Source organism: Actinomadura sp. NPDC048955, from assembly GCF_040649435.1.
GTDB lineage: Bacteria > Actinomycetota > Actinomycetes > Streptosporangiales > Streptosporangiaceae > Spirillospora > Spirillospora luteofluorescens.
In genome coordinates this window covers 65,747-81,234 of record NZ_JBEZJI010000041.1, presented here as the reverse complement: position 1 = coordinate 81,234, position 15,488 = coordinate 65,747, and the positions used below count along the sequence as shown (strand labels likewise).

Annotated in this window: 12 protein-coding genes; 6 read left to right on the top strand and 6 right to left on the bottom strand. The window is 76.1% G+C overall.

What is annotated here, in order from left to right; genetic code table 11:
* Window positions 1-8: 8 nt before the first annotated feature.
* Entirely contained in the window at window positions 9-1,100 is a 1,092-nt protein-coding gene (locus AB0C84_RS31120; RefSeq protein ID WP_361073515.1) for a hypothetical protein, read from the bottom strand.
* Between the two features lie 119 nt (window positions 1,101-1,219).
* Between AB0C84_RS31120 and AB0C84_RS31115 the strand changes: the two genes are divergently transcribed.
* The 3 genes from AB0C84_RS31115 to AB0C84_RS31105 all read left to right on the top strand — a co-directional run bounded on the left by AB0C84_RS31115 (window position 1,220) and on the right by AB0C84_RS31105 (window position 6,255).
* On the top strand, window positions 1,220-3,682 hold the full coding sequence (locus AB0C84_RS31115; protein ID WP_361073513.1) for a LuxR C-terminal-related transcriptional regulator: 2,463 nt from the start codon (window positions 1,220-1,222) through the stop codon (window positions 3,680-3,682).
* Window positions 3,683-3,793: 111 nt separating this feature from the next.
* Window positions 3,794-5,263 (top strand): AMP-binding protein, encoded by a 1,470-nt coding sequence (locus tag AB0C84_RS31110; protein WP_361073511.1) that lies wholly within the window; start codon window positions 3,794-3,796, stop codon window positions 5,261-5,263.
* 65 nt (window positions 5,264-5,328) lie between these two features.
* Complete coding sequence (locus tag AB0C84_RS31105; RefSeq protein ID WP_361073509.1) at window positions 5,329-6,255, top strand: AMP-binding protein; 927 nt, start codon at window positions 5,329-5,331, stop codon at window positions 6,253-6,255.
* A 45-nt stretch (window positions 6,256-6,300) separates the two neighbouring features.
* On the opposite strand, the gene AB0C84_RS31100 is transcribed toward AB0C84_RS31105, so the two are convergent.
* The 3 genes from AB0C84_RS31100 to AB0C84_RS31090 all read right to left on the bottom strand — a co-directional run bounded on the left by AB0C84_RS31100 (window position 6,301) and on the right by AB0C84_RS31090 (window position 9,034).
* On the bottom strand, window positions 6,301-7,743 hold the full coding sequence (locus tag AB0C84_RS31100) for an aldehyde dehydrogenase (protein WP_361073507.1): 1,443 nt from the start codon (window positions 7,741-7,743) through the stop codon (window positions 6,301-6,303).
* Window positions 7,744-7,926: 183 nt separating this feature from the next.
* Complete coding sequence (locus AB0C84_RS31095) at window positions 7,927-8,355, bottom strand: dCMP deaminase (protein ID WP_361073505.1); 429 nt, start codon at window positions 8,353-8,355, stop codon at window positions 7,927-7,929.
* A complete protein-coding gene (locus AB0C84_RS31090; RefSeq protein WP_361073503.1) occupies window positions 8,348-9,034 on the bottom strand; it encodes a dihydrofolate reductase family protein in 687 nt (228 codons plus the stop codon). The genes AB0C84_RS31095 and AB0C84_RS31090 overlap by 8 nt, the downstream gene beginning before the upstream one ends.
* Before the next feature lie 116 nt (window positions 9,035-9,150).
* Between AB0C84_RS31090 and AB0C84_RS31085 the strand changes: the two genes are divergently transcribed.
* Both AB0C84_RS31085 and AB0C84_RS31080 read left to right on the top strand, forming a co-directional pair.
* Window positions 9,151-10,278, top strand: coding sequence for an exonuclease SbcCD subunit D (locus tag AB0C84_RS31085; protein ID WP_361073501.1), 1,128 nt, complete (start codon window positions 9,151-9,153; stop codon window positions 10,276-10,278).
* Window positions 10,275-13,298 carry an SMC family ATPase gene (locus AB0C84_RS31080; RefSeq protein WP_361073499.1) on the top strand — a complete coding sequence of 1,008 codons (3,024 nt, stop codon included), beginning with the start codon at window positions 10,275-10,277 and terminating at the stop codon, window positions 13,296-13,298. Before AB0C84_RS31085 ends, AB0C84_RS31080 begins: the two co-directional genes overlap by 4 nt.
* A 23-nt stretch (window positions 13,299-13,321) precedes the next feature.
* Here the strand turns inward: AB0C84_RS31080 and AB0C84_RS31075 are convergent, their stop codons facing one another.
* A complete protein-coding gene (locus AB0C84_RS31075) occupies window positions 13,322-13,690 on the bottom strand; it encodes a PH domain-containing protein (protein ID WP_179836129.1) in 369 nt (122 codons plus the stop codon).
* 47 nt (window positions 13,691-13,737) lie between these two features.
* Entirely contained in the window at window positions 13,738-14,190 is a 453-nt protein-coding gene (locus AB0C84_RS31070; protein WP_179847564.1) for a MarR family transcriptional regulator, read from the bottom strand.
* Between the two features lie 103 nt (window positions 14,191-14,293).
* Between AB0C84_RS31070 and AB0C84_RS31065 the strand changes: the two genes are divergently transcribed.
* Entirely contained in the window at window positions 14,294-15,310 is a 1,017-nt protein-coding gene (locus AB0C84_RS31065) for an SMP-30/gluconolactonase/LRE family protein (protein WP_361073497.1), read from the top strand.
* The last annotated feature ends 178 nt before the right edge of the window (window positions 15,311-15,488 follow it).

Here is a 15,488-nt window from a genome sequence, read left to right as displayed (position 1 = left end):
TGTCGGCCCTACTGGTGGGGGGGGCGGGGGCGGCCCCCCCCCCTGTCGGGGTCTGGCACGCCCCCCACCGCGACCGCGTCGCGGCCGCGCAGGATCTGTTCGGCCAGGTCGCGGAGCCTCTCCGTCGCGGCGGTGTCCGAGCCGGTGTCGCCCGACAGGCCCGGGTCGGGGACCGACGGGCGGGGCGGCGCGGGGCGCGGCGGCGTGGCGCGCGGGCCATCCTCCACGGCGGTCACCACGGCGGACGGCTCGTGCCACGGCGCCGCCGCGTCGAAGACGAACCCCTCCAGGACGGCCGCGAGGTCCTCGCGCGAGGCGGTGCGGGTGAAGGTGCGCCACGTCTCGGGCGGCAGGAGGGTGAGGTTGCGGGTGGTCCCCGCCGAGTCCGACAGCCGTGCGGCGGCGCGGCGCGAGGCGTCACCGTAGGCGTAGATGGCGGCCCGCAGGTCGGTGCAGGTGCGGTCGAGCTGCGGCCAGCGGCGCAGGATCGCGCCGTGCAGCCGCTCGGCGCGCACCAGGATCTCCTCGGTGCCCCAGAGCTTCGGGGCCTGCTCGCGGAGCTCCTCGATGGTGCCGTTGGTGAGGGTGACCAGCTCGACGCTCCACAGCCGGAACGCGCGGGCGAGGCCGTCCGCGCCGTCGCGCGCCTGCTCGGGCGTCATCCGCGGGTCGGCCACGTTGAGCTGCTCCAGCGCGAGGAGCCGGTGCATCTCGCTCTGGCCGCCGTCCAGCATCATCCGCCGGACGAACATCAGCCCGACGACGCTCGTGAACGACGCCCTGTAGCGCAGCTGGTTCGGCTTCGGGAACACCTCGCGGACGGCGCCGAGCCCCTTCAGCACCCGCAGCCGGTTCTCGAAGACCTCGGCCGGGTAGCGGCGGCACACGTACCGCATCTGCTCGCGGCTCAGCCCGTCCTCGCCCGCGTCGGCGAACGCCGCGAGCAGCGTCTCGGCGACGTCCACCAGTTCCGGGTCGTCCACGACGGCGCCGCTGTCGCGGGCGAGCGCCGCGAACATCTGGCGGTAGACGCCCAGCACGGCCTCGCCGACCAGGACGTCGTCGAGACTGGCGGCCGCGTTGTCGGAGGCAGGGGACACGGCGCACTACGGTACGGCCACCGCGCCGCCAAGGTGGAATCGGCGCGGGCGCGCGATCGCCAGACCGAGACCGCGAAACCGTGGCGGATCACGCAGTGCGATGCCACACTCACAGAGCCGTGAAGACCAATCTCCCCGCCGAGCCCAACGCCTTCGTCGGCCGCGAACGCGACGCCGCCGACCTCGGCAGGCTGCTGGAGGGCATGCGCGCCGTCACCCTGTGCGGGGCGGGCGGGATCGGCAAGACGCGGCTCGCGCTGCACGTCGCGCACGCGGTTCTCGACGCTCCGGCGGCGGACGGCGCCGACGACGGGGGCGTCTGGTTCGTGGAACTGGCCGACGTCCGCCCGGACGGGACGACCGAGCCTGTCGCGCGGCGCGTCGCCGCGGCCCTCGACGTGGCCGAGGAGGACGGCCGGCCGCTCACCGAGACGCTCGCCGGGGCGCTGCGCGCGCCCGCGGTCCTGCTCGTCCTCGACAACTGCGAGCACGTCGTCGAGGAGTGCGCGAAGCTCACCGGCCTGCTGCTGGCCCGCTGCCCGCGGCTGCGGATCCTCGCCACCAGCAGGGAGCCGCTGCGGATGGCGGGGGAGAACGTGTGGCGGGTGCCGCCCCTGGAGCCGGACGAGGCGGTCCGGCTCTTCCTGGAGCGCGCGAGGGCGGCGCGGCCCGGGTTCGCCCCGTCCAGGGCCGTGTACGAGGTCACCCGGGCCCTCGACGGGATGCCGCTGGCGGTGGAGCTCGCCGCCGCCCGGGTCCGGGTGCTGTCGGCCGAGCAGATCGCGCGTCGCCTCGCCGACCGGTTCCGGCTGCTCAGCGCCGGGGACCGCACCGCCCCCGCCCGGCAGCGGACGCTGCGCGCCGCGATCGACTGGAGCCACGAGCTGCTGGACGGGCCGGAGCGCGTCCTCCTGCGGCGCCTGTCGGTCTTCTCCGGCTGGACGCTGGAGCAGGCCGAGCACGTCTGCGCCGGTCCCGCGCCGCCCGGCGGCGCCGCCCTGCCCGCCGACGACGTCCTGGACACGCTCACCGCGCTCGTCGACAAGTCACTCGTGACGGTGACCGGGGAGACCGGCGGGGAGGTCCGGTTCCGGCTGCTCGACAGCATCCGCGAGTACGCGGCCGAGCGGCTCGCGGACGCCGGCGAGGAGGCGGTGTTCCGCGGGCGGCACCGCGACGCCGTCCTCGCCGCCGCCGAGCGCGACGGCCGGGTCGCGCTCGGCGTCGAGCCCGCGCCCTGGGCGGACCGGGTGGCGCTGTTCCACCGGTACGACACCGAGCTCGGCAACGTGCGGGCCGCGCTGACCTGGTCGCTCGACCACGGCGACATCGCCGAGGGGCTGCGGCTGTGCACCGCGCTCCGGGCCTTCTGGATCGCGCGCGGCCGTGTCGCCGAGTGGGCCGACCGGACCGACTGCTTCCTGTCCGCCGGCCGCGATCTCGACCCGCGCGTCCTCGGCCCGGCCCTGGCCGGCCGCGCGCAACTCGCCGTCGGGGGCCGCGACTTCGCCCACGCCGCCCGGCGCGCCGGCGAGGCGCTCGCCCTCTGCCGCGAGGCCGGGGACGACTTCATGACCGCGACCGCGCTGATCACCGGCGCCGAGTGCCTCGCCCGCGCCGGCCGCTTCGCCGACGCCGCCGCCCGCCTGGACGAGGCCGACGCCCTCGTCCGCGGCCCCGGCCGGGAGTGGACCCGCGCCTACGCGTGCGCGGCCCGCGGCTACCTGCTGATCCGGGAGTCGCGCCTGCGCGAGGCCCGCGAGCGGCTCGACACGGCCGCGTCCGTCATGCGGGAGATCGGCCACCTGTGGGGCGCCTCGCACGCCATGATCGGCCTCGGCAGGCTCGCCGAGCTGCGCGGCGACCCGGACTCGGCCCGCGGAAACTACGCCGCGGTCCTGCCGATCCTCGCCGAGATCGGCGCGCGGCCGGAGCTGGCGCGGGCCCTCGCCGGGCTCGGCCGCGTCGCGCTCGCCCAGGGCGACCTGCCCTCGGCCCGCGCGTCCCTCGCGCGGAGCCTCGCGCTGAGCCGCTCGTCCGGCATCCGGCTGGACGTGGCCCGCGCCCTGGACGCGTTCGCCGAGCTGGTCGCGTGCGAGGGCGACGCGCGCGGCGCGGTCACGCTCGCGGGCGCGGCGTCCGCGCTGCGCGAGGCGACCGGGCGCGAGCCCGGCACCGGTGCGCGCCGCCAACGCGTGCTCGAACCGATCCGCCGCAGGATCGGCGAGCCCCTCGTCGCCCAGTACTGGGGCGAGGGCCGCGCGATGCCCGCCGACGACGCGGTCGCCCGCGCGCTGCGCGGCCCCGGGACCGTCCCGCCGCCGGGGCGGCCGGTGCCGGGCGGCGCCGCGGAGGCCGTCCCCGCGCCGGTCACGCCGCCGAGCACCCTGACGGCCCGCGAACGCGAGATCGCCCGCCTCGTCTCCCGCGGCCTCAGCAACCGCGGGATCGCCGACGAGCTGGTCATCAGCCCCGCCACCGCCGCCCGCCACGTCACCAACATCCTGACCAAGCTCGGCTTCTCCTCCCGCGCCCAGATCGCCGCCTGGGCCGTGGACAACGTCCCCGCGGAGGGCTCCTGACCGCCAGGTGTGTACACACCTCGTGCGCTCCCCGGGCGTCCGCCGAATACGACGGTGGTTGCGCACTTCGGCGCATGCGCGGCCGGGACCGGCCGTCCTAGCGTCGGCGCCATGCTCTCCAGAGGTGCGGACCCCGCCTACCCGGCGGTCACAGTGACCCGCGCGGTGTTCGGCACCGCGCCCGACCCCGGGAAGACCGCGGTGCTGGACGTGTCCTCCGGACGCTCCCTGTCCCACGCCGCGCTCTCCGCCATGGTCGGGACCGCGGCCTCCGCCCTGGCGCGCGCCGGGTCGGCGCCGGGGGAGGTGATCGGCCTGCGGCTGCGCGAGCCGCTGGACCTCGCCGTCGCGCTGCACGCCGTGATCGCGGCCGGTGCCGTCGCCTTCCCCCTCGCGGGCCCGGACGCGTCCCGCCTGCTGGACGAGACCGATGCCCGCTTCGTCATCACCGACGGCCCGGGCGGCGATGGCGACCGCCTCACCGGCGAGGCGGCCCCGCTGCGGCTCACCGACCTGCTCGCCGGCGGGGCCCGCGCGGACGCGGCCCCGCCCGCGCCCGCGGCCCCCGCCTGCGACGCCCTCGCGCTGCTGGCGGCGACGCGGGGGACCGGCAGGAGGCCCGCCCGGACGGTGCGGCTGACGCACGCGGAGGTCGTGGCGGGCCTGGTGAGGGTCGCCGAGTCGGCCATGTTCGGCGGCGCGGACACGGTGCTGAGCGCGCTGCCGTTCGGCACCGTCCTCGGGCTGAACGGGGTGCTCAACCCGGCGCTGCGGCTCGGCGCCACCGTCGTCGCGTTCTCCGAGACGGGGCGCCACGACCTGCTCCGCTCGCTGCGGGATCACCGGGTGACCGTCGCGGTGCTGCCGCCGGAGCTCGTGGAGGCCCTCGCCTACGAGCGCGCCGTCTGCCAGTACGACCTGCGGGCGCTGCGCGCCGTGGTGGCCGCCGGCGGGCCGCTCGCGGCGGAGGAGGCGCGGGCCGCCGCGTCCCGGCTCGGCTGCCCGGTGCGGCAGGCGTACGGGCTGGCCGAGGCCGGCGGGTTCACCCACCTCAACCTGCGCGCGGCCGAGGAGGGGACGCTCGACTCGGTCGGCCGCGGCCTGCCGGGCGTGGCGTGGCAGGTCGTGGATCCGCGCACCGGGGCGGTGCAGCCCTCCTACCAGCCGGGCGAGATGTGCGTCCGGCTCCCGGCGGCGCGGGCCGCCGCGGGGCCCGCGCGCTGGCTGCCCACCGGGGACTCGGCGTTCGCCGACGAGCACGGGCGGGTGTTCATCCTCGGGCGGCTCGCCGGTGCGCGCCGCGAACCGCCCGGCGACCCGGAGGCGGTGCTGGCCGCGCATCCGTCCGTGCGGGACGCCGTCGTGGTGCCCGCCCCCGACGACGACCTCGGGCTCGCGCCGCACGCGTTCGCCGTGCCGGCCGAACCGGTGTCCGAGGCCGACCTCCTCGCCTACGTCAACGGGCGCGTGCCGAGGACCCGGGAGGTGTCGGCGGTGCACGTCGTGGACGAGATCCCCCGCACGCCCGACGGCCGGGTCAGGCGCCGCGAGCTACTGGAACGCGCCGGCCTGGCCCCGTGACGTACACACGCGGCTACACACTTCTTCGGATGCGGCGCCGGACGGGCGCGGCGTACCTTCGCCGCATGTCCGAGGCGAGCACTCCGGTCCCCGGCGCCACGATCACCGACGTGGTGCTGGAGGCGGTCGGAGACGCGGACAGGGCCGGCTCCCGGCCGCGCAGGCGCCCCGCCCTCGTGGATCCCGCGGGCGAGCTCGGGCACGCCGACTTCGCGCGGGCGGTCCCGGCCGCGGCCGACGGCCTGCGCCGCCACGGGGTCCGGCACGGCGACGTCGGCGCGGTCCACGTCCGCGGCGTCCGCGAACTGGCCGTCGCCGCCCACGCGGTCACCGCCGCCGGGGCCGTCCCGGTCCTGCTCCCGCCCGGCGGCGCCCCCGCCGGGCTCGCCGGAATGATGAACGAGGCCGGCGCCCGGTTCCTGCTGACCGGAGAGGACACCGCGGCCGCGTCGATGGCCGCCGTGGAGCGTTCGTACGTCAGGCAGGTCTTCGCCTTCGGGGACGTCGACGGCGCCACGCCGTTCCGCCGCCTCCTGGAACCCGGGGCCGCCCCGGCGGGCGGGCCGCCCGGACCGCTCCGGGACCCGGCGCTGCGCGTGCCGGCCCCATGGGGGGACATCACCCACGCCGACCGCCTCGCCTACCTCTACCGCCTGTGCGGGACGCTGGGCATCTCGGAGGGAGACGTGGTCGCCCTGTGCGGCCAGGACGTCCCCGCGCCCACGCGGATGGGGCTGGTGGACCTGTGCCTCATGCGGGGCGCCACCCTCGTGGGCGTCCCCGGCCGCGACGTGGGGGACCTCCTCGAAGCGATCCTCGACCACCGGGCCACCGCCGCCGTCGTCACCCCGGCGCAGCTCCGCGCCATCGCCTTCGACCACGGTCGCGTCCCCGTCCCCGGGGTCCGCCTCCTGGTGACGGGCGCGCCGTCCGCCGAGGCCGTCCACGCCTGCCGCTCCCGGCACCGCTGGCCGGTCGCCCTGCTGTGCTGACGGGCCGTTCCCGCGCGCCCCGGGGACGCGCGGGAACGGCGGGCGTCAGCTCGTGGGGGCGGGGTGGGGGATGGACTTGTGCTCCAGGTAGGCGTGCAGGCCCTCGGGGCCGAGCTCGCGGCCGAGGCCGCTGTTCTTGTAGCCGCCGAAGGGGGTGTTCGGGTCGAGCGTGTACATGTTGACGCCGCAGCTCCCGGTGCGGATGCGGCGGGCGACCTCGACGCCGTGCTCGACGTCGGAGGTCCAGACCGAGCCGCCGAGCCCGTAGTCGCTGTCGTTGGCGATCTTGATGGCGTCGTCCTCGTCCTCGTAGGGGATGAGGACCAGCACGGGGCCGAAGATCTCCTCGCGGGCGATGCGCATGTCGTTGCCGACGTCGCCGAAGACGGTGGGCGCGACGTACCAGCCGCGGTCGTGCGGGCGGTTCAGCCCGCCGGTGATCAGCTTGGCGCCCTCGTCCTGGCCGATCCGGATGTAGTTCTCCACGCGCTCCTGCTGCCGCCTGGCGACCAGCGGGCCGATCTCGCAGCCGTAGTCGGCGGGGTCGCCGACCGACAGACCGCCCACCATGGTCGCGAGGGCGTCGGCGACCTCGTCGTAGCGGCGGCGGGACGCGAGGATGCGGGTCTGCGCGGCGCACGCCTCGCCGTTGTTCATCAGCGAGGCCAGCTTGAAGCCCTCGACGGTGGCGGCCAGGTCCGCGTCGTCCAGGACGATCGCGGCGGACTTGCCGCCGAGTTCGAGGGTGACCCGCTTGAGCTGCTCGCCGCAGACCGCACCGATCTTGCGCCCGGCGGCGGTGGAGCCGGTGAAGGACACCTTGTCGACGTCGGGGTGCGCGACGAGGTAGGCGCCGACCTCGCGTCCGGCCGGGACGATGTTGACGACGCCCTCGGGGATGCCCGCCTCGCGGATCCACTCGGCCAGCAGGTAGGAGTCGAGGGGCGTCTCGGGGGAGGGCTTGGCGACGACCGTGCAGCCGGCGATGAGCGCGGGCGCGAGCTTGAGCATCAGCGTGAACTGCGGGACGTTCCACGGGACGATCGCCGCGACGACGCCGACCGGCTCCTGGGTGACCGTGACCGGCCCCAGCATGCCCTGCCGCTCCTCCTCCCAGGTGTAGGAGGCGGCGAGGTCCACGTAGTACTGGAGCACCATCTGCGGGATGGCCGCCTGCCCGAACACCGAGAACATGATGGGGGAGCCCATCTCGGCGGTCACCAGGTCGGCCATCTCCTGCTGCCGCTCGGCGTAGATCGCCGAGAGCCGGCCGACGATCTCCGCGCGCTCGGCGGGGGTCATCCGCGGCCAGGGGCCCTCGTCGAAGGCGCGCCGGGCCGCCGCGACGGCCGCGTCGATGTCGCCCTCGGTGCCCTCGGGGACCCGCCCGATGACCTCCTCGGTGTGCGGGGAGACGACGTCGATCACGCCGGTCCCGGCCGGTGCGGCCCACTCGCCTCCGATGAACAGCCGATCGTGCTCGCGCATGCTGCTGTGCCTCCCCTGCCCGAGGGCCGACGCGGGTAACCGAATGCTTGCTTGGCCACAGCATCGCATGACGTCCCGGGGCGTTGGCAAGAGGAATGAGACTGGAGTCTCATTTGGTCCAACGGACCCCGTGCCAGAGACCGCCGAGGGGCGCCGTACGCCGCACCCGACGCTCCTGGAGTCCTAGAGCAGGTGGCCGTTCGGGCGGCGGGCGCGCTCGGCGAGTTCGGGCAGCTCGACCGCCTCGACGCCCGCGGCCGCGAGGGTCTCCGCGCCCGTCCCCGCGGCGAACAGGGCCGGCTCGCGCCACGCGAACACGACGCGGCGGGCGCCCGAGGCGACGATCAGCTCCGCGCACGTGCGGGGGCGCGACGCGCGGTGCCCGCACGGTTCGAGGGAGCTGTAGACGGTCGCCCCGGCCAGGTCGCCGCGCGTCCTGGCGAGCGCGGCCTCCTCCGCGTGGTCGTGCGGGTCGTCCTCGCGGGAGAAGCCGCGCGCGACCTCCCGCCCGTCCGCCCCGACGATGACCGCGCCCACCGAGAACGCGGTGCGCGACGGCGGGCACAGGGCCGCGAGGTCGCAGGCCAGGGCCAGCCAGCCGAGGTCATCCACGCGCGCCCCCGGCCAGGTAGCGCAGCAGGGCGAGGTCGCCGATGCGGGTGGCCTCCTGGAGCCGCATGGGCCGCTCCGGGGACTGCGGGAACACCCCGGACCGCACGAAGCGCGGCGCGGACGGGTCGCCGACGAAGAACGGCGCGACCACGAGCTGGAGCTCGTCCACCGCGTCGGCGGTGAGGAACAGCGTGTGGATCCCGCCGCCGCCCTCGACCATCAGCCGCCGGACGCCCCGGGCGGCGAGGTCGCCGAGCACCGCGTCCAGCGCGAGCGGGTCGCCCGCGTCCACGACGTCGGCGAGCCCGGCCAGCCGGGTCGCCAGGGCGCCCGCCGTGCCGGTCGGGGCGTACACGAGCTTCGGGGACCCGCCCGTGGTGAAGAACCGCGCGCCGGGGTCCAGGTCGCCGCTCCAGGTCAGCGTCACCTTGGTGAGGTCGGGCGGCAGCCCGCGTGCGACCCGCTGCTCGCGCCGCGCCGCCGACCGCACGAGCAGCCTCGGGTCGTCGGCCCGGACGGTGCCCGCGCCGACGAGGATCGCGTCGCAGCCGGCGCGCACCGCGTCGACCCGGTCCCAGTCGGCCGTGCTGGACAGCCGCAGCCGCTCCGGAGTCGCGTCGTCGATGTAGCCGTCGGCGGACATCGCGCAGCTCAGCAGCACGTAGGGACGCTCGCTCACGCCGCCACCCTACGGGAGCGCCGCGTCCTTGATCGCATCGCCCGCGCAGATCGTTTGAGGCGACTCGGCGTTTCTGCGCCGGATGTGTCGGAGGGGGTGCCTATGGTTGCTGCGACATGCGAATCCTGCACACCTCCGACTGGCATCTCGGCAGATCGTTCCACCGCGAGGACCTGCTGGCCGCGCAGGCGGCGTTCGTCGACCACCTGGTCGAGACCGTCGCGGCGGAGCGGGTCGAGTGCGTGCTGGTCTCCGGGGACGTCTACGACCGGGCCCTGCCCGCGGTCGACGCCGTCCGGCTGTGCAACGAGGCCCTGGAGCGGCTCGCCGCCCTCACCCGGGTCGTGCTCATCGCGGGCAACCACGACTCCGCGCGCCGCCTCGGGTTCGGCTCGGCGCTGATGGACGCCGCGGGCGTGCACGTCCGCACCGACTTCGCGACCGTGGGGGAGCCCGTCGTCGTCGGCGACGCCGCGATCTACGGCATCCCCTACCTGGAGCCCGAGCTCGTCCGCCACCCGTGGGAGCTGGACGAGCGCAGCCACGCCGCCGCGCTCACCGAGGCCATGCGCCGCGTCCGCGCCGACGCCGCGCGCCACGACCGGCTCTCGGTCGTGCTCGCGCACGCGTTCGTCACCGGCGGCGAGTCCAGCGAGAGCGAGCGCGACATCTCGGTCGGCGGCTCCTCGCAGGTGTCGGCGTCGGTGTTCGACGGCGTCGGCTACGCGGCGCTCGGCCACCTGCACGGCGCCTGGCGCATCGGCGACCGCGTCCGCTACTCGGGTTCGCCGCTGGCCTACTCCTTCTCCGAGGAGCGGCACGTCAAGGGCTCCTGGCTGATCGACCTGCGCGCCGACGGCGTCGCCGCGGAGTTCGTGGAGGCGCCCGTCCCGCGGCGCCTGGCCCGGGTCCGCGGCCGCATCGACGACCTGCTCTCCGACCCGTCCTTCGACGGGCTGGAGGACCGCTGGCTCCAGGTCACGCTCACCGACGGGCGCCGCCCGTCCGCCGCGATGGAGCGGCTGCGCCGGCGCTTCCCGCACACGCTCGTCCTCGGCTTCGAGCCCGAGGGCGGCGGCGCCGACGGCGCCCGCGCCTGGTCCGAGCACGTCCGCGAGCGCTCCGCCCTCGACATCGCGGGCGACTTCGTCGCCGAGGTCACCGACGGGCCCGCCGGCGGCGACGAACGCGCCCTGCTCCACGAGGCCTTCGAGGCCTGCCGCCAGAAGGAGGCCATGGCGTGAGGCTGCACCGGCTGGAGATCGCGGCGTTCGGGCCCTTCTCGGGGACCGAGGTCATCGACTTCGACGCGCTGTCCGACGCCGGGCTGTTCCTCATCCAGGGCCGGACGGGCGCGGGCAAGACGAGCGTCCTCGACGCGGTCTGCTTCGCTCTCTACGGGCAGGTGCCCGGCGTCCGCAACGCGGTCAAGGGCCTGCGCAGCGACCACGCGCCGCCCGGCGCGGGGCCGCGCGTGGTGCTGGAGACGACCATCCGGGGCCGCCGCCTGCGCGTCTCGCGCTCGCCCGCCTGGGAGCGGCCGAAGCTGCGCGGGTCCGGGACGACGACCGAGCACGCCAAGGTCGTCGTCGAGGAGTTCGAGCACGGCGGCTGGGTGGGGCTCACCACGCGGCTCGACGAGGCGGGCGACCTCGTGACGCGGATGCTCGGCATGACCGCCGTCCAGTTCTGCCAGGTGGCGATGCTGCCGCAGGGGGAGTTCGCCGGGTTCCTGCGCGCCGGCGCCGACGAGCGCCGCAAGGTCCTGGAGCGGCTCTTCGCCGCCGAGGTGTACGCGCAGGTCGAGAAGTGGCTCGCCGAGCGGCGCGCCGCGACGGGCCGGGAGGCCGCCGGGCTCGGGGCGCGGGCGGTCTCGATCGCCGACCGGATCTGCGAGACGACCGGCGCCGCGCCGCCCCGCGAGCCCCGTCCGGCCGTCCCGGCGCCGCGCCGCGGGGAGCCGGCCGTGGAGCCGTTCGCCGAGGTGGAGGCGCTGCCCGCGTGGGCCGCCGAGCTGGCGGGCGGCCAGGAGGACGTCCGCGCTGTCGTCGAGGAGCTGCGCGCGGGCGCGGCGGCGACGCTGCGCGCGGCGCGCGAGGAGCTGGAGGAGGCGCGGGCGCTCGCCGACCGGCGGCGCCGCCACGCCGAGGCGCTCGCCAGGCGCGACGCGCTGGCCGGGCGCGCGGAGGAGAAGTCGCGGCTGGCCTCGCGGCTCGACGCCGCCGCCCGCGCCGACCGGGTCGTCCCGCTCGTCAGGGACGTCCAGGCCCGGCACGGGGAGGCGGGCCGCGCCCGCCGCTGGGCCGAGGAGACCCGGTCCCGGGCGGCCGCGCTGCTGCCGCCGAAGGCGCCGCAGGACGTCCTCGCCAAGGCCGAGCGCGACCGCCGCGACGAGGTCGCGGGCCTGGAGGGACGCAGGGCCGCCGCCGCCCGGCTCCGGCAGGCCGGCCGCGAGCGGGAGGCGCTGGCCGGGGAGCTGCTGCGGCTGGAGCCGGAGGACGCGCGGATCCGCGCCGCGCTCGCCGAGCTTCCCGCGCTCGTGGAGGCGCGCCGCGCCGAGCTCGACGAGGCCAGGGTCGCCGCCGCCGGGCGCTCGGGCGCCGCGGCGGACGTCCGCGACGCCGGGCGCCGCCTCGACGCCGCGCAGCGCCGCGACCGGGTCGAGCTCCGGCTCGCCGAGGCGGAGGCCCGGTACCGGACCGCGGTCGACGCGGCCCAGGACGCCCGGCAGGCCGTCCTCGACCTGCGGCAGGCGCGGCTGGACGGCATGGCCGCCGTCCTCGCCGAGGAGCTGGCGGACGGCGAGCCCTGCCGGGTCTGCGGCTCCACCGAGCACCCGGCCCCGGTCACCTCGCTCGCGCTGATCCCGACCGAGGAGCAGGTGGAGGAGGCGCAGGCCGGGGCCGACGCCGCCCAGGACGCCCGGGAGCAGGCCGGCACCAGGGCCGGGGAGCTGCGCACCGAGCGCGACGAGCTGCTGGAGATCGCCGGTGAGGCCGACGCGGACGCCCTCGTCGCCGAGCTCGCCGAGGCGCAGGCGGCGCTGGAGGCCGCGCGGGCCCGCGCGGCGGAGGCCGAGCGCCTGGAGCAGGCGCTCCACCGCGACGAGCAGGAGCTCGACCGGGTCCGCTCCGCGCAGGAGGAGACGTCCCGCGCCCTCACCGAGAACCGCACGCACGACCGGGAGCTGGCCGCCGAGCAGGCCCGGCTGTCCGCCGAGCTCGACGAGGCACGCGGCGGCGACCCGACGCTGGAGGCCCGCATCGCCCGGCTCGCCGGCGAGGCCGACCTGATCGCCGCGGCGGTCGAGGCGGCCCGCGCGTACGGGCGCGCCGCCGAGGAGCTGTCCGCCGCCCGCGCGAAGGCCGGGCAGGAGGCCGGGGAGCAGGGGTTCCGGACGCCGGAGGAGGTCCTCGAAGCCGAGCTTCCGGACGAGGAGCAGGGCGTACTGCGCGACCGGATCCGCAGGCTCGACGACGAGGAGGCGGAGGTCCGCGCTCTGCTCGGCGACCCGGAGCTGGTCGCGGCCGCCGCCGCTCCCGCACCCGACCTGCCCGCCCTGGAGGCGGCGGCGGCCGCCGCGGACGCGGCGCACACCGGGGCCGCGAACGCCGCCGACCGCGCGCGGCACCGCTGCGAGCGCCTCGCCGAGCTGCGCATGGACCTCGCCGCCGCCGTCGGCGCGTGGCGTCCCGCCGCCGGGCGGCACGAGGTCGCCGAGCGCCTGGCGGGGCTCGCCTCGGGCAAGCACCCCGCGAACCGGCACGACATGTCGCTGTCGGCGTACGTGCTGGGCGCCCGTCTCCGCCAGGTCGTCGCCGCCGCGAACGAGCGGCTGGACCGCATGTCCGGGGGCCGCTACGCCCTCGTGCACACCGTCGAGAAGGCGGCGGGCGACCGTGCCAGGGGGGCCGGGGGGCTCGGCCTGCGCGTCGCCGACTCCTGGACGGGCCTGGAGCGCGACCCTGTCACCCTCTCGGGCGGCGAGTCGTTCATCACCTCGCTGGCGCTGGCCCTCGGCCTCGCCGACGTCGTCACCGCCGAGGCGGGCGGCACCGAGATCGGCACCCTGTTCGTCGACGAGGGGTTCGGCACGCTCGACGAGGAGACCCTCGACGAGGTCATGGACGTCCTGGACGGCCTGCGCGACGGCGGCCGGGCGGTCGGCATCGTCAGCCACGTCGCCGAGCTGCGCGCCCGCATCCCCGCGCAGCTCCGCGTCACCAAGGACCGCGCGGGCTCCACCGCCGCGGTCGTCGTCTGACGCGCCCGGCGGGCGGGCGCCGGTCAGCCGGAGATGTACTGCAGGATCACGTTGTGCACGTGGTGGCTCTTGTCGGCGCCGCGGAACTCGACCTCGTAGGTGTGCGTGCCGACGTTGATCGCGATCGAGCCGGTGGAGAAGTAGGACCCGGCCCACGACTTGTTGCTGACCACGCTCACGGAGGTGACCCGGGAGTAGGGCACGCTGGTGATCGCGTACTTCTTGCCGGCGAAGCTGCGGTCCTGGATGATCACCCGGCGGTCGGTGAGCCCGATGAACCCGGTGCCGGCGCCGACCGCGTCGTAGACGGCGATGATCTGCTCGCCGGGCAGCAGCCCGCTCTCGATCTGCTTGAGCTGGCCCGACCTGTCGTGCTGGACCCCGTCGCCCATGGCTCCTCCGGTGCTCGCGGCGTTCGTCCCGTTCCGTAGGGAGTGTCTCAGCCGCCGGGCGCGGACCGGGCGGCTTCCAGGAAGCCGACGCACCGGCCCAGCAGATCGATCAGCGTCTGCCGCTCGGCGTCGGTGAACTCGGCGGCGAGCCCGCGCTCGACCCTGACCGCGCGGGCGTCGGCGCTCTCCAGGACGGCCGCGCCCTCGGCGGTGATCCGCGTCTCCAGGATGTTGCGGTGCCACTCGTGCGGGGTGCGCTCGATCAGCCCGCGCTCCTGGAGGTTCTTCAGGACGGTGTTCATCGTCGGCGGGGTGACCGCGCACTTGCGGGCCAGCGCGGCGGCCGACATGCCCGGGTTGTCGTCGAGGTGCAGCAGGGCCGCGTACTGCGGGACCGTGAGCCCGCTCGGCTTCAGCGCCGCCTGCTTGGCGCCGTTGAGCGCCTGCTCGGCGCGCTTGAGGTGCGAGCCGAGGCGCTCAGAGGCGGGCAACGAGGTCATTCCCGCATGGTAGCGAGCCTGCGGGGAGAAGTCTGTTGACGAGTATTAGGGTTCTAACTATCGTATGTGCGCGTACTAATGATGTAACTCGAACGGAGATGTCATGTCGCGCATCCAGCGCTCCACCGCGGCGGCCGTGGCGGGCCTCGCCGTCGCCGCCCTCACCGTCTCCGCGGCGCCCGCGTCCCTGGCGGCCGGCCCGCGCGCCGCCGCGGCCCCGGCGGCCGCGTCGCGGATCTCCACGGCCTACGTGCTGCCGGGCGACCGCGTGTATCCCGAGGGCATCGCCGCGGACCCGCGCACCGGCACGATGTACGCCGGGTCCTTCGAGGACGGCACGGTCTACCGCATGCGTCCGGGCCGCCGCACGGCCGAGGTGTTCCTGCCCGCCGGCGCCGACGGCCGCCACACCGCCAACGGGCTCGAGGCCGACCGGGCCGGGCGGCTGTGGGTGATCGACTCCTCGTCCGGCGTGGCGGTCTACGACGCCCGCAGCCGCGCCCTGCTGGCGCGGTTCGCCGTCCCCGGCGACGGCGCCCGGTTCGTCAACGACCTCGCCGTCGCCCCTGACGGCGGCGTCTACCTGACGGACAGTTCCCGCGCCGTCGTCTACCAGGTCACGCCGCGGGACCTGGAGGAGGCCCGGGGCGGGACGGGGACGCTCACGCTCCGGTTCGACCTGAGGGACGTCCTCGAACCGCACGAGCCGGCCGACTTCACGCTCAACGGGATCGTCGCCGACCCCGCCGGGCGGTTCCTGCTGACCGACGACATGCTCGGCGGCGACCTCTACCGGCTGGACCTCGCCACCGGTGCCGTCCGCAAGGTCGCTCTGAGCGGCGGCGACATGCGCAACGCGGACGGTCTGGAACTCCAGGACGGGCGCCTCTGGACGGCCGACAACGTCGACAACGCCCTCACCCGCTGGCATGTCGCGCCCGACGGGACGCGGGCCCGCCTCGAGCGCACGCTGGCGGACCCGTCCCTCCAGGTCCCGACGACGCTCGTCCGCCGCCACGGGACGCTCTACGTGGTCCGCTCGCAGTTCGACAAGGGCGGCCCCCTCGGCGACGGCATCCCGGAGATCCCCTTCACCGTCGCCGCCGTCCGGGGCCTCTGACGGCTGAACTCGGCCATTACCTCCATATGTGAATGCCATTCATTATTAGCTCGAAAACGTGAAACTCTGCCGCATTGCGAGAGGTTCTTCGAGACGAACTGGCTTTCTGGAAAAAGCCGGATAAACATGCTTCAATCACTTCCGGGTGATCGCCTCGGACGGTTCGTCATCGAGCGAA

Excerpts from the sequence above, each read along its gene's own strand:
- AB0C84_RS31100 (WP_361073507.1), bottom strand. The coding sequence starts at position 7,743 with ATGCGCGAGCACGATCGGCTGTTCATCGGAGGCGAGTGGGCCGCACCG.
- AB0C84_RS31085 (WP_361073501.1), top strand. The coding sequence starts at position 9,151 with ATGCGAATCCTGCACACCTCCGACTGGCATCTCGGCAGATCGTTCCAC.
- AB0C84_RS31105 (WP_361073509.1), top strand. The coding sequence starts at position 5,329 with ATGTCCGAGGCGAGCACTCCGGTCCCCGGCGCCACGATCACCGACGTG.
- AB0C84_RS31075 (WP_179836129.1), bottom strand. The coding sequence starts at position 13,690 with ATGGGCGACGGGGTCCAGCACGACAGGTCGGGCCAGCTCAAGCAGATC.
- AB0C84_RS31065 (WP_361073497.1), top strand. The coding sequence starts at position 14,294 with ATGTCGCGCATCCAGCGCTCCACCGCGGCGGCCGTGGCGGGCCTCGCC.
- AB0C84_RS31110 (WP_361073511.1), top strand. The coding sequence starts at position 3,794 with ATGCTCTCCAGAGGTGCGGACCCCGCCTACCCGGCGGTCACAGTGACC.
- AB0C84_RS31070 (WP_179847564.1), bottom strand. The coding sequence starts at position 14,190 with ATGACCTCGTTGCCCGCCTCTGAGCGCCTCGGCTCGCACCTCAAGCGC.